Annotated in this window: 10 protein-coding genes and 2 tRNA genes; 7 read left to right on the forward strand and 5 right to left on the reverse strand. The window is 37.1% G+C overall.

What is annotated here, in order from left to right; translation table 11 throughout:
* Positions 1 to 89: 89 nt before the first annotated feature.
* Positions 90 to 836: an SDR family NAD(P)-dependent oxidoreductase gene (locus LB465_RS00550; protein ID WP_224465904.1), complete on the reverse strand. Its 747-nt coding sequence runs from the start codon at positions 834 to 836 to the stop codon at positions 90 to 92.
* Positions 837 to 947: 111 nt separating this feature from the next.
* Here LB465_RS00550 and LB465_RS00555 point away from each other — a divergent pair, with 111 nt between their 5' ends.
* Complete coding sequence (locus tag LB465_RS00555) at positions 948 to 1,625, forward strand: M15 family metallopeptidase (RefSeq protein ID WP_224465906.1); 678 nt, start codon at positions 948 to 950, stop codon at positions 1,623 to 1,625.
* Between the two features lie 19 nt (positions 1,626 to 1,644).
* Complete coding sequence (locus LB465_RS00560) at positions 1,645 to 2,043, forward strand: hypothetical protein (protein ID WP_224465907.1); 399 nt, start codon at positions 1,645 to 1,647, stop codon at positions 2,041 to 2,043.
* A gap of 90 nt (positions 2,044 to 2,133) precedes the next feature.
* On the opposite strand, the gene LB465_RS00565 is transcribed toward LB465_RS00560, so the two are convergent.
* Both LB465_RS00565 and LB465_RS00570 read right to left on the reverse strand, forming a co-directional pair.
* On the reverse strand, positions 2,134 to 4,587 hold the full coding sequence (locus tag LB465_RS00565) for a zinc-dependent metalloprotease (RefSeq protein ID WP_224465908.1): 2,454 nt from the start codon (positions 4,585 to 4,587) through the stop codon (positions 2,134 to 2,136).
* Positions 4,588 to 4,717: 130 nt separating this feature from the next.
* A complete protein-coding gene (locus LB465_RS00570) occupies positions 4,718 to 5,479 on the reverse strand; it encodes a sterol desaturase family protein (protein WP_224465910.1) in 762 nt (253 codons plus the stop codon).
* Between the two features lie 159 nt (positions 5,480 to 5,638).
* Here LB465_RS00570 and LB465_RS00575 point away from each other — a divergent pair, with 159 nt between their 5' ends.
* The 5 genes from LB465_RS00575 to arsB all read left to right on the forward strand — a co-directional run bounded on the left by LB465_RS00575 (position 5,639) and on the right by arsB (position 13,907).
* Complete coding sequence (locus LB465_RS00575) at positions 5,639 to 7,417, forward strand: mechanosensitive ion channel family protein (RefSeq protein WP_224465911.1); 1,779 nt, start codon at positions 5,639 to 5,641, stop codon at positions 7,415 to 7,417.
* A 156-nt stretch (positions 7,418 to 7,573) separates the two neighbouring features.
* Complete coding sequence (locus LB465_RS00580) at positions 7,574 to 10,819, forward strand: VCBS repeat-containing protein (RefSeq protein WP_224465913.1); 3,246 nt, start codon at positions 7,574 to 7,576, stop codon at positions 10,817 to 10,819.
* 352 nt (positions 10,820 to 11,171) lie between these two features.
* Entirely contained in the window at positions 11,172 to 12,152 is a 981-nt protein-coding gene (locus LB465_RS00585) for a YihY/virulence factor BrkB family protein (RefSeq protein WP_224465914.1), read from the forward strand.
* 559 nt (positions 12,153 to 12,711) lie between these two features.
* Positions 12,712 to 12,837, forward strand: coding sequence for a hypothetical protein (locus LB465_RS18340; RefSeq protein ID WP_262902877.1), 126 nt, complete (start codon positions 12,712 to 12,714; stop codon positions 12,835 to 12,837).
* 41 nt (positions 12,838 to 12,878) lie between these two features.
* Positions 12,879 to 13,907, forward strand: a complete 1,029-nt coding sequence (gene arsB / locus LB465_RS00590; RefSeq protein WP_224465916.1) for an ACR3 family arsenite efflux transporter — start codon at positions 12,879 to 12,881, stop codon at positions 13,905 to 13,907.
* 66 nt (positions 13,908 to 13,973) lie between these two features.
* Here the strand turns inward: arsB and LB465_RS00595 are convergent.
* Positions 13,974 to 14,061 (reverse strand) — tRNA-Leu (locus LB465_RS00595).
* A gap of 18 nt (positions 14,062 to 14,079) precedes the next feature.
* Positions 14,080 to 14,152: transfer RNA gene (locus tag LB465_RS00600), tRNA-Gly, on the reverse strand.
* Between the last annotated feature and the right edge of the window lie 15 nt (positions 14,153 to 14,167).

Below are 14,167 nucleotides of genomic sequence, written 5' to 3' on the forward strand. Positions count from 1 at the left end.
ACAGGCAAAAAAAAGGAAAAATATAGTAGAAATAAAAAAACCGATAAACTTAAATTTTATCGGTTTCCAATGTATTAAGATTAAAACACTTACTGTGCTAAATACCCGCCATCTACAGGGTAGTAAGCTCCTGTAACGAAAGTTGCCCTATCGCTGGCCAGCCATAGAAGGAGTTCAGCTACCTCTTCTGGCTCTCCTAAACGACCAATTGGATGTACATTTACCAGTTGTGATAATAAATCTTTATCTAAATCTTTTAACAAAGGCGTTTTTATAAATGCCGGTCCCACTGAATTTACTCTTATTCCTTTAGCCGAGTATTCCAGCGCAGCGGATTTTGTTAATCCTACTGTACCGTGTTTTGCTGCTACATAAGCAGCCGAATTTGCAAAACCAACGTTTCCTAAAATAGAGGCCACATTTATAATCGATCCGTTGCCATTTTTGAGCATTGCAGGAATTTGATACCTCATCCCATAAAATACTCCCGAAAGGTTTATAGCTATTACCTTATCCCAGCCTTCAATAGGATATTCCCCCACTGGATGCTGCGGTCCTCCAATCCCTGCATTATTCACAGCAATATCCAGCTTTCCGAATTTCTTTACCGCTTCTGTGACACTTTTTTCAGAATCTTCAGGTTTAGAAGTATCGGCTTCAAAAAAGATCGCGTCCCCTCCATCTTCCTTTATTTTCTTTTCCAGTTTCTCCCCTTTTTCAACATCTATATCGGTTAAAAAAACCCGTGCACCTTCCTTCGCAAAAAGCAAAGCTGTACTTTCTCCTATTCCCGATGCCGCTCCAGTAATTAGCGCTACTTTTCCTTTTAATTCCATGACCAGATTATTTAGATTAAACACTTCAAAATTAATGCTTTACGAGCGCCAAAAATATGATGGAAATCAGGGAATAATATTTTAAGTAACTTGGCTTAAAATTGAGTAAAAATGAAAAGCTTAACCTACCTTTTAATTTTTCTAATCAGCCTTAATTCCGGCCTGGCCCAGGAGAAAAATCTACCGGAAGGATTTGCACATATAAAGCAGCAAATCCCCGATATTAAACTTGATATTCGATACGCCGGAAGCAATAATTTCATCGGAAAACCGGTAAACGCTTATAATAAACCAGTGGCTATCTTAACTAAACAGGCCACTAATGCTCTTGAAAAAGCTCAAAAAGACCTAATGGCAGAAGGTTATTGCTTTAAGATATTTGATGCCTACCGGCCGCAAACCGCGGTGAACCATTTTATTGAATGGGCCAGAAACCCTAGCGACACGCTTACCAAACAAAAATTCTATCCGGAAGTTGCTAAAAAAGACCTTTTTCAGCTAGGCTATATCGCCACTAAATCTGGGCATTCCCGAGGTAGCACCGTGGATCTCACCATTATTGATGCCCAAACCGGAAAGGAAATAGATATGGGCAGCGGTTACGATTTCTTTGGTGATATTTCACACCACAGCACCGATAAAATTACTAAAGAACAAAAAGCCAATCGTTCTTTACTGAAGCGAATCATGATTAAAAATGGATTTAGGCCTTATCCCGAAGAATGGTGGCATTATACTTTAAGAAATGAACCCTATCCCGAAACTTATTTTGATTTCCCTGTTCAGTAAATTTTAATATTTTACCATAATGAAGATAAAATTAGACCGGGAAAACAGGCAGGTAAAAATTGATGACAATCAAAAATTTAATTATGGGATATTAAAATTTGTAATGATACTCAACATTATACAAATGCTTATGAGGATACTCATCAATCCGGTTTCAGCGTGGGATGTATATACCTGGCTTATCATTCCCATTGGTTTATTCTCTTTTTCTATATTTTTCTATCTCTTAAAACTTAGTACTGCGGAAGTAATTCCTTTAGAAGAAATAGAACATCTTGTTCATAAAAATTTCGTCGGAAGAAAACGTCTAAGCCTGAAACTTAAAAACGGAAAAACAAGACATTTGCAAATCAAATCGATTACAGAAATAAAGCAAATCCAGAATTTCATAAACTCACCACAGAAGGTAAAAAATTAGGTTCTGAAATGAATTCAGAATGACGAGTAAAAACAAACCCCGAAAAACTTCAATGTTTTTCGGGGTTTTTAATTAATTCTGATCTAAAAATTAAGACTCTACATCTAGCGCAGCATCTATTCTGGCGATTAGATCTTCCCAATGATATTGGGTTAAAGAATGATTTACTCCAGACTTTCTACGATTTAGCTCGCGTTTTAAAGTTTGCATTTCACCTCGCATCAGCGGCATAATATCAGACTTCAGCAAAGCTTCGTTATCCTCAGCATTTAATTTTTTAAGATAATCTGAAGCAATATCTACGTAAGATCGCTGTAAATTACGTCTGTAAGCATCAACCTTATTTCTATTATAAAGCTCACTAAAAATACCTTTGCGCAAATCTTCCATTAGGCTCACGGCTGTATAGGCTTCATTTCCATTTACTTCTTCATTGGATATCATTCGCTTTAATCGATCTTCCTCCAACAAATTATTTAACGCACGGGTTTGTAAACCCTGTACGCGTTCTATAGCTCCTGAAGCTTCAATTCGGTTTAATATTTCCTGGTTAAGCAACCAATCGGGAGTGGTAAAAGCTTCCTCAACTAAAAAGTTAACAGCTTCTTCCTGCTTTTCCTTCGGTACATTTTCATAAACCACTCCATCCTGATTTGAAGTTTTTCGGGTTTCGTAAACACCGCCAACATTGGCAACTACGTGAGAAGTATAACCACGCCACATATAGGTTAATTCGCGATATACTTCTTCAAGATCGTCATAACCATATCCGTCTTTGGAAGTCCACTCAATTAAATTTGGAACTACTTTTTTAAGATTTGCAAGTCCATACTCACTAGCCTTCACCTGGTCGGCTCCAAGACTCTCGCGCTGCGATTGCGGATCTACACCACCGTAACCATTTCCGAATTCATACCAGGGGTTTCCTGCTTTTTCCAATATCCATTCATCTAACTTTTCTTTCTCTGCTTCAGGAGAATCGGCTTCGGGAAGATATCTGTAACCCCAGTTGATCGCATATAAATCGTACGGCCCCATCATTCTAATATACCGCACACCTTCGTCTTCCGGTTGGGCAACATAATTTACCCTTGCATAATCCATAATAGATGGCGTTAAACCATATTTCTGGGTAAATTCTGCCGATCTTAAAGAATCTGTTGGATAAGCAGAACTCGCTTTCATATTATGAGGCAAACCTAATGCGTGGCCCACTTCGTGCGCAATTACCATACGCATCATTTCCCCAATTTCAGATTCTGGGGTATTTAAAGTCCTGGCGTCTTCGGTTTGCGCTCCGGCTTCAATCATATAACGGTTTCGGTAAGAGCGTAAATGATTGTGGTACCAGATGATATCACTTTCAATAATTTCTCCGGTCCGTGGATCGGTAACCGAAGGTCCCACTGCATTTCTTGTAGTACTCGCTACATAACGAACTACCGAATAGCGAACATCCTCAGGACTAAATTCGGGGTCTTCCTCCTCTGTGGGCGGATCTTTAGCAATAATTGCGTTTTTAAATCCGGCTTCTTCAAAAGCAACATTCCAGTCTTCAATTCCCTGCTTAAAATAAGGGCGCCATTTTTCAGGCGTGGCAGGATCTAAATAATAAACTATGGGCTCTTCAGGCTCTACCAGTTCACCACGCTTGTAAGCTTCAAGATCTTTAGGCACTAATTGCCAACGGCGAATTAACTCATAATCATCGGCTTTTAATTCTTCCGAATTGTAATCGTATTTATCTATGGTGAACCAGCCCACACGATGGTCTGCAATTCTTGGTTGCATTTTCTCTTCGGGTAGCAAAATCATAGATTGATTCATCATCATAGAAATTGTCCCGGCCTGGTCGCGAGCCGGCGGCTCTTCAGCTTCGTAAGTCATTACGTGTTTAATTTCCACATTTTTCGGATAGGAATTTGCAGACTCGATATAAGACCTGTTCTGATCCAGTTTTTTCACTTTATAACGCTTCCTTAGCGAAGATGAAAGTCCGTTAATTGCCTGTACTTCATCTTCAAATAAAGCGCTCGCTTCTATCACCACACTTGTAGAATCCTCATTATAGGTTTCAATTTCAGAGCTGAAAAGAATTGGAAAATAATTATTGGCCTGCACCGATTTGTAAATAGGCGATTCTTCGTCGCTCATATTTTCAAAACTAATCACCTTTACATCTATGTTGCCTTTACGCTTGGTCCAGCGCACTACCTGCTCATTCACTTTAGATCCGGCATTTACATATCCGCCGCCATAACCATCGGGCACACCGGCGATACGGCTTACCAAAAGCATGTCCTTATCCAGCATTTCTAAAGGAATTTCAAAATAAAGTTTGTCGTCTACAAAATGCGTGGTAAAAAGCCCTTCATCAGATTCTGCTTCAGAAGTTATGACTTCGTTATAAGATTTTAATCCTTTGGTAGATTTTTTCGAAGTGTTTTCAGCCGAAATATCTTTACCGCCGAAAACAGATTTTTCACTTCCGCAGCCCGCGACAAGTAATGCCGCCAACCCCAGAATTGGTAATTTTTTTATCATAAATTTTTTATTTTGCCCTCAAGATAAGCAAACCTGATAAAATGTTGAAATAATCGTAAGGGAAGAATTTAGATTGGCAATACCGTCAAGCTGTCCCGAAACTTCGGGATTGTTTCAGCTTCTAACATAATTACTGTGAAGAAATCTTAGACCTGCTTTCGGTATTCATCAATCTATCCCAGAAAGTAAAATAAAGTCCGAAATTAGTTCTGAACTCGGCATGATGAAAATGGTGATGCGTAGCGCCAATAAACATTTTTCCGAAGCGGCTTTTCATAAAAGCTTTCGGATAAATTTCAATATCTAAATGATTTATCACACTGCTAAGGGTCATAAAAATTAAATAAACACCAATCACAATTGGATGAACGGGCAATAAGAGTAGAATTACCGGAACTACTATAGCTTCGATCAGCGATTCCCAGGGATGAAAGGAAAAAGCCGTCCACGGGCTGGGCACCAAACTATCGTGATGTACCTTATGAATTTTCCTAAAAACCTTTGGATTATGCATCCAACGATGCACCCAATAATAATAAGTTTCGTGAAGTAGAGAAAGTAAAATAAAACTTAAGGGTAAATACCAAATTCCGAATTTTTCGATATCCAGATAAATCGCGGTAAAACCTTTTTGCCAGAGAAAATAAGTAAGCGCACCAAAGAAACCAAAAATCACCGAAGACCACATACTCCAGTAAATCTCCTTTTTTAACTGCTCTTTTCTAAAACCGCGTTTACTTAATCTTTTACTGCTAAATTTTTCACTTTTCAGTCTATAATAATACCAGTAGAATATTCCCGAGGAAACCAGATACCTGAGAAAAACTGCGGCGAAAAAGATAAGCACACAAACAAAGAAAAGCCCCGGATTATTAATTTCGAAGAATATCATACAATCTCGAAAGTAACGAATACATCGCTTATTTAATAGTCAACCTTTCAGAAAGTATTCTTAAAAATTAGTGGTGTTTATTTTTAGCTTCCGGGGTTTCCCTGACTAGCACTCCTCACAATTTCTTATCTTCGAAACCACTTAGCCAATTTGCCAGATATGAAGAATATATTCAATCCTGTTTACCTGAAATTTATAGTTATAATCAGTCTTTCACTATTTAATAGTTTACCGGCTGAAGCCCAGTTTCCGCTAGGCAATAAACAAAATGAAGGAGAAACCCAGGAAATTCCGGAAGATCCTCTGGGTAGAAGGACCCCGCGAGGTACAGTAAACGGATTTATTGATGCCATGGCAGAACAAAATAATAACCGTGCTGCCAGGTATTTAAATTTTCCGCCAGGAATTTCTACGGAAGAAGATAAAGAACAAATTGTACAGGTTTTACAACGTTTATTTGACCAGAAAGGAAATATCCAGCCTTATTACCAGATTAGCGACGAACCAAGCGGAAAAATTGATGACGGCTTAGAAGAAAACCTGGAAAAAATAGGAAGTGTTGAGGCTGACGATGAATTTGTAGAAATTTTTCTGAAACAACACGATGATGAATCTGGAAATCCAATTTGGGTTTTTTCTTCAGAAACCGTTAGCTCAATAAGTTCTCTGAACTTAAGAAATGCCGCATTAATCAACCAAATAATGCCGGAATTCTTTAAAAAATTTCTTTGGGGTGGTGTACCTGCCGGGCAATGGATACTTGCTCTATTACTCATCGCTGTAAGTTATTTTATCTCGTTACTGATAATTTCAGTAATTATTTTTCTTCTGAAAAAATCATGGAAAAGAACCCGGGAAGAACCCATTTCAGGAATTATTACTGCCGTTAAACTTCCTTTAATATTATATGCCGCCGTATGGATCTTTGTGGCTTTTACAAGAAACCTTGAGCTCTCTATTATCTTACGCCAAAAATTTAGTGCCATTACTATAATAGTGGCAATTGTGGCAATCCTTATGCTTCTTTGGAGATTATCAGATTTTATCGGAAAATTCAGTCAGGAAAAAATGCTGCTACGTGGCAATCCGGCCGGGGTTTCAATTGTATTATTTCTTCAACGCGCGGCAAAAATCGCAATTGTAATTTTTGGTGTTATATTTAGTTTAGGCGCAATTGGGATTGATGTTACCACCGGTTTGGCCGCCCTGGGAATTGGTGGTATTGCACTAGCCCTGGGTGCTCAAAAAACCATAGAAAACTTTGTAGGAAGCGTTACTTTAATTGCCGACAGACCCATAAGAGTAGGTGATTTTTGTAGAGTCGGTGAAGTTACCGGACATATTGAAAAGATTGGAATTCGATCCACCCAAATTAGAACTTTAGACCGAACGATAGTAAGCATTCCCAATGGCGCATTTTCATCTGATACTATTGAAAATTATGCGCACAGGGATAAATTTAGATTTTTTAGTGTTTTAAATTTTAGGTATGAAACCTCGCCAGACCAGCTAAGATTTTTACTTACCGAATTGAGAAAAACGCTTTACGCCCATCCAAAGGTTTATGAATTACCTGCAAGAATTCGGTTTATTGGCTTTGGGGCGCATTCTTTAGATATTGAGGTTTTCGCTTATTTAGATGCATTGAATTATGACGAATTTCTTGAAATTAGAGAAGATCTTATGCTAAGAATGATGGATGTTGTAGATCGCAGTGGTACTGATTTCGCTTTCCCTTCGCAAACTATCTACTTCGGAAAAGATCAGGGACTTTCAAAAGAAAAAACAGCTGAAGCTGAAGCTGCTGTAGAAAACCTAAAAAATGAACGGGAAATGCCACTTCCACAGTTTACCAGAGAACAAATTGATGCGCTTAGAAATAAATCCAGCTATCCTCCTGAAGGTTCAAGTACGAGTATAGAGAAAAGTGAAGTTTAATTTCAATTTTGCGACATTATTAACTTATTCCTCTAAATCCTATTACATAATGCTTTTGGTTACTTACCAAAATCGAATATACTTAACAAATGCTGTTGCAAATAGTTAATATTATCTTAATATTTATATATTAGCCTTATAACCAAAGTTGTAAAAATGAAACCCCTACTTTCAGGACTACTAATAATTATTTTTTCGTTTATTGCTTGTAACAATTCCTCTGAATCCAATAAATCCCAGGATTATTTACTGAATAAACTCCCTCCTGAAATTACTAATATTAATTTCACTAATAAGATTACAGAAGAGCCGGAGCATAGTATTATTAATTACATCTATTACTATAATGGTGCGGGTGTAGCTGCTGGAGATGTAAACAATGATGGGCTTCCAGATCTATATTTTGTCACTAATATGGGGGAAAACAAACTCTTTATTAATAAGGGGAATTTACAATTTGAAAACGTTACTGAAAAAGCAAATGTAGGAGGAAAATCCAGTTGGAATACCGGGGTCACAATGGTAGATATTAACAACGATGGCCTATTAGATATTTATGTTTCCGCAGTTTCAGGTTTGCTTGATTTTGAAGGACACAATGAACTTTTTATCAATAACGGGGATGGGACTTTCAGCGAGAAATCGGCAGAATATGGTTTAGATTTTAAAGGCTATTCTACTCAGGCCTATTTTTTCGATTACGATAATGACGGAGATCTCGATGTTTATATAGTGAACCACGCAGTACATACCACGCTTTCTCACGGTCCCGCAGAAGTTAGAAACAAAAGAGTTCCTTTGGTTGGTGATGTTCTTCTCGAAAATATTAATGGAAAATTTACAAACGTTAGTGAAGAAGCCGGAATCTACGGTGGATTAAATGGCTACGGCTTAAGCGCATCCCTCGCAGACTTCAATAATGACGGTTGGGTAGATATTTATGTGTGTAATGATTTTCACGAAGATGACTATTATTATATAAATAATCAGGATGGTACTTTTACCGAAACCCTAAATTCTGCGTTTTCAACAATAAGTAGATTTTCTATGGGAAGTGATGCCGCCGACATTACCGGAGACGGTTACCAGGATCTCATAACTTTAGATATGCTTCCTAAAGATGAAAAAGTAATCAAGGAAAGTGAAGGAGATGATGCAATGTATAATATGCAAAAACGTCTCAATAAACTTGGTTATAAAGACCAATATGCCCGGAATATGCTTCAAATAAATAATGAAGGCTCAAATTTTCAGGAAACGGCGCTTTACAATGAAATAGCTGCTACCGACTGGAGTTGGGCACCCCTACTGGCCGATTTCAATAATGACGGACATCAGGATCTATTTATTTCTAATGGAATTTTACGCAGGCCAAATGATCTCGATTTTAAAAACTTTGTGGCCACGGCTTTTAAAAACAGAAGTCCCAACGAAGGCATGAAGTGGCTTTATAATTCTAAAGACGAAATGCCCGAAGGAAAGGTCTCTAATGAAATTTTTAAAGGGAATTCGTTTAAATTTAAAAGAAAAACCGGGGAATGGATTGAGGATAAGGCTTCTTTCTCTAATGGTGCCATTTATGTAGACCTTGACCTGGATGGAGATTTAGATCTAGTAATAAATAATTTAAACGAAGAAGCAGGGATTTACGAAAATACCACTAATGCTTCAGGCGATTATCTTACGCTTCAGTTTGAGTATCCCGGTAATGAATATGGCATTGGAACCAAAGCCATACTTTTTACAGAAGGAAAACAGCAGCTTAAACAATTATTTAACTCCAGGGGTTTTTTATCTTCTGTAGAAAGTAAACTTCATTTTGGTTTAGGTAAGGAAGAGGAAATCGATTCAGTTCATATTATTTGGCCAAATAATACCTATCAAAAAATTAAGCCGCAAAAAAATCAAAATCTTAAGGTTGTTTATTCCGAAAATGCTTCAGATTATGACTATAAGGAATCGGTTAATCATGAAAAATATTTTGAACCTACAAACAGCTTTAAACACACACATCAGGAAGATGAATATGACGATTTTCACCAGGAAAAATTAATACCCTACAGTGTATCTATGCAGGGACCAGCTGTGGCAACAGGAGATATAGATAATAATGGCTTTGATGATGTTTTTATTGGTGCCGCTTCAGGTTACTCTGCTAAACTATATCTTAATGACGGAAACACTCTTAAAGTGGCCAATATAGAAGCCTTTGACAGGCACAAGGAATTTGAAGACAATGCAGCAGTGTTATTTGATGCCGATAATGATGGAGATCCTGATCTATATGTTGCTTCAGGAATTAATTCTAACCGAATGCAATTTTTCGAAAATGACCGGCTTTACATTAACAATAACGGAGATTTTAATGACGCTGCAGGATCTATTCCGAAAAACTACTTAAATACCTCTACAGCAATAAACCTGGATTATAATCAGGATGGATTTGCCGATCTTTTTATCGGTAACCTCTCAGATCCGGGTAATTTCGGCAAGCAGGTAGAATCTTATTTACTTAAAAACGATCAAAAAGGTAACTTTACTATAGATCCAAATTTCACCCTTAGCTCAATGGTAACTTCTGCGATATCGGAAGATATAAATAATGATGGCTCCCCTGATTTATTAGTAGCTGCCGAATGGGATAGCCCAAAGATCTATTTGAATGAACAAGGTAATTTTAAAGCAATTAAATTACCTGATAATCTTTTAGGATTGTGGCAAAGTATCGCATTTTACGATATAGACGGGGACGGTCAGAAGGATATTCTCTTGGGTAACTGGGGGCTAAACACAAGATTTGAAGCCAAAAAAGACACTCCTTTAAGAATGTATCATGCCGATTTTAATAAAGATGGAAAATTCGAAACTGTTATTGCCTATAATAAAAACGGTAAATATTATCCCATACATTCCAGAAACGAGTTAGCTTCCCAAATGAATTTTATAAGTAAAAAATTCCCTACCCATCAGGAATTTTCATTAAAAACAATGGAAGAAATATTTACCCCTCAAGTATTGACTTCTGCTAAAAGGTACGAAGTTAATACCCTGGCTTCAGGTTATCTCAAAAACAACAATGGGAAGTTTTCTCAATTCATTGAATTTCCGATGGCTTTCCAAACTGCACCAATCAATTCATTTCAGATACTCAATATCGATGGAGAAAAACAATTATTGGTAAGTGGTAATTCTTATAAGGTAAATACCTACCACGGAGGGTATTCCTCACTAAAAGGTTTAATGGTAAAAACTATTTCTGATTATAAAAAAGTTTCTAATTTAGGCATCAAACCTTTCGACCAGCAGATAAAAAACACCGTTTCAGTTCCTATGAGAGATAAAAACCTGCTTATTGTAGTCCCTAATAACGACAGTATTTCTACTTATTCTTATGAAAAATAGAATATGTATTCCCAGAAAGATTTAAAGATACTAAATACATTTTCTATCTATTTTGAACAGCTAGTATACTTTTTAAAACCGGATATTAGGGACGGTAGTGTTGCCACTTCCACAGTTTACCAGAGAACAAATTGATGTGCTTAGAAATAAATCAAGATACCCTCATAAAGGTTCAAGGACGAATATAGAAAAATAACGCACAACAGAATTAAACTTTATTATCAAGATATTTTCATTAAATTAATTTTGGATAATAGGTAGCTTTGAGGCAGTCTGAAAACATCCAATTTCGTCCTGGTGAATAGTTAAAATTTTTTCAGATAGTCTCAATATAAACCCCGAGCTAAAACAGATGAGTCAAACAAAAAGAGGAAGGAAATACCGTGGTGAAGAAGCAAAATGGCCTCATCAAATCCCAATAGCTGGCTGGATAGATATTGGGAAACGTGTTTACAAAGAGATGAAATTAGATCACGTTCAAATAATTTCAGCGGGAGTTGCTTTTTATTTTTTCCTTGCCCTTTTCCCAACATTTGTCGCAGCTATTTCCATTTACAGTTTGATCTTAGAACCTTCCCAAATTGAAAACCAAATTTCACATTTAAATTCCATTTTACCCGAACAGGCTTTTAAAATGATTACAGATTTTCTGAAGCCTATACTCGAACGGCCTGAAAAAGAAATTGGATGGGGTTTATTTATTAGTATTATAATAAGTGTCTGGAGTGCGAATAAAGGAACGAGCGCATTATTTCAAGGTGTAAATATTGCTTACGACGAAATGGATGAGCGGGGTATTATTAAAAAAAACCTACTTAGCCTGCTTTTCACCGTAGGAGGTTTATTTATAGGACTTATTAGTTTGCTGATTGTTATCTTTTTTCCTCTACTCGTGAAAAACTTTGGGTTAAACCCTGAGTTAGAAGCTATCCTAAAATGGTTTCGTTGGGTTTTTCTAGGATTTATCTTAATTCTTAATTTAACTTTGATTTATAAAATTGCTCCTTATAGAAGGAATCCTAAGTTTACCTGGGTAACCTGGGGAGCAATAATTGGGTCGATATTTTGGCTTTCCGGTTCTATGTTATTTTCCTGGTATGTATCTAATTTTGGAAGTTACGACGATCTTTACGGCAGCTTTGCCGCGGTAGCTATTTTAATGTTATGGTTATTTCTCACCGCTTTTATTGTTCTTATGGGTGCCGAAATAAATTCAGAAATGGAACACCAGACTAGATATGACACTACCATAGGATCAGAAAAACCAATGGGCGAAAGAAACGCCTATCACGCCGACCATTGTGCGGTAGAAGATCCAGATGAAGATTGTTAACCAGGCAAGAATTATATTTGAATTAGATCTAAAATTCAAGGAGCAAAATTTCAAGTTTTTTTAAAGTTCTAATTTTGGCTCAGGCTAACTTTTACCATAAAAAATTTTACGATTATATTTCTAAACCATTTACTTTATCGTAATATTGCTATATAATATTTAAATGCTTTATACTTATGAAAATTACAATTCTTAATCCGGCATTATATTGCAGCACCGGAGAAGAACCGGGCTTATCTTCGAAGTCTTCCGACCCATATTAAAGTAGAATTCAAACTGAACGAGCAAAAGCTTAATTTACTACTGGTACACCGGAGTCCTCTTAAAATCAATGAATATTTATTCGAAGACCGGGATGAAAAAAGCCTGCTAAGAATGCAGAGGCAGATATTATGTGCTTTGGCCATACACACAAACCTTATCACCAGATTTTGAATTCAGGAGATAATGAGAAGCCGCATTACAGGCACGCGGTTAACCTGGGATAAGTTGGAAAACCTAAAGACAATGATAAAGAGGTTGCTATGTCATTCTCGAGATAGACGAGAATGCCTCGATAGTGGAAAAAGACAGTATAAAACCTCAGTTTATCAGGTTTGAATATGATATCGATAAAGCAGCAAAAGCTGTGGAAGATAGTAGACTTCCCGATGCCTATGCCGGAAACTTAAGGAATGGATATTAAACTAAATTAACCAAAAATCTTTGATCAAAATTTAAACTAGTATGTCTGAAAAAAAAGAGATTGCATTTTTTGAAAAATATTTAAGCCTTTGGGTGGCCCTCTGTATAGCAGGTGGGGTTCTAATTGGCTACATCGCAGAAGATGCAATGCAAATTATGAGTACCTGGGAGATCTATCAGGTAAATATTCCAATTGCAATCCTTATCTGGATGATGATTTATCCTATGATGCTACAAATAGATTTCACCAGTATTAAAGAAGTAGGAAAAAAGCCCAAAGGGATAATTCTAACCCTGGTAATGAACTGGCTGGTAAAGCCGTTCTCTATGGCATTTTTCGCCTGGATATTTTTCACTAAAATATTTGCTGCATTTATTGACCCTGCCCTGGCAGGGGAATATATAGCCGGGGCAATAATCTTAGGTGCAGCGCCCTGTACGGCAATGGTTTTTGTTTGGTCTTATTTAACCGATGGAGATCCAAATTATACACTTATGCAGGTATCTGTGAACGATCTAATCATCCTGTTTGCGTACATTCCCATTGTAGGATTACTCCTGGGAATAACAGATGTATTTGTACCCTATGAAACCCTTATATTAAGTATTGTAATTTATGTTATAGTTCCTTTGGTTGCCGGAATAATAACCAGCAAATTGCTTATTAAAAGGCATGGAAAAGACTGGTTCCAAAATGAATTTCTACCGAAATTCAAACCTGTGAGCATAATAGCATTATTGCTAACCTTACTTTTGCTTTTCGCTTTCCAGGGAGAGAATATTCTTAACAATCCGCTAATTATAGTTTTAATTGCAGTGCCTTTGATTATTCAAACCTACCTAATCTTTTTCGTTACCTGGTTTGCAGGTAGAAAAATGAACTTAACCCACCAGGTTTGTGCTCCTGCGGCTATGATTGGAGCGAGTAATTTCTTTGAACTATCTGTAGCTGTTGCTATAGGTTTGTTTGGCCTGGATAGTCCTGCTGCATTGGTTTGTGTAGTTGGTGTTTTAGTTGAAGTGCCTGTTATGCTTTCTTTGGTGAATTATGCTAATAAACAGAAATATTAATTTAGCGTACAAATCTAAAGACTATAAACAAAAAAACCCTCAAAATCAATAGATTAAGAGGGTCTTTGGTACTCGGGACGGGACTTGAACCCGTACGGACACATTGTCCATTGGATTTTAAGTCCAACGTGTCTACCAATTCCACCACCCGAGCGTGGTAATATTATATATGAGCGAAAAACGGGATTCGAACCCGCGACCTCCACCTTGGCAAGGTGGCGCTCTACCAACTGAGCTATTTTCGCGTGTTTAAAAGAACT

It is taken from the genome of Salegentibacter lacus (assembly GCF_020164555.1).
GTDB classification, from domain to species: Bacteria; Bacteroidota; Bacteroidia; order Flavobacteriales; family Flavobacteriaceae; genus Salegentibacter; species Salegentibacter lacus.

Bases quoted from the DNA above. Each gene is read 5' to 3' on its own strand.
- LB465_RS00570 (WP_224465910.1), bottom strand. From the start codon at position 5,479: ATGATATTCTTCGAAATTAATAATCCGGGGCTTTTCTTTGTTTGTGTG.
- LB465_RS00560 (WP_224465907.1), top strand. From the start codon at position 1,645: ATGAAGATAAAATTAGACCGGGAAAACAGGCAGGTAAAAATTGATGAC.
- LB465_RS00550 (WP_224465904.1), bottom strand. From the start codon at position 836: ATGGAATTAAAAGGAAAAGTAGCGCTAATTACTGGAGCGGCATCGGGA.
- LB465_RS00575 (WP_224465911.1), top strand. From the start codon at position 5,639: ATGAAGAATATATTCAATCCTGTTTACCTGAAATTTATAGTTATAATC.
- LB465_RS00565 (WP_224465908.1), bottom strand. From the start codon at position 4,587: ATGATAAAAAAATTACCAATTCTGGGGTTGGCGGCATTACTTGTCGCG.
- LB465_RS00585 (WP_224465914.1), top strand. From the start codon at position 11,172: ATGAGTCAAACAAAAAGAGGAAGGAAATACCGTGGTGAAGAAGCAAAA.
- LB465_RS00555 (WP_224465906.1), top strand. From the start codon at position 948: ATGAAAAGCTTAACCTACCTTTTAATTTTTCTAATCAGCCTTAATTCC.
- LB465_RS00580 (WP_224465913.1), top strand. From the start codon at position 7,574: ATGAAACCCCTACTTTCAGGACTACTAATAATTATTTTTTCGTTTATT.
- arsB (WP_224465916.1), top strand. From the start codon at position 12,879: ATGTCTGAAAAAAAAGAGATTGCATTTTTTGAAAAATATTTAAGCCTT.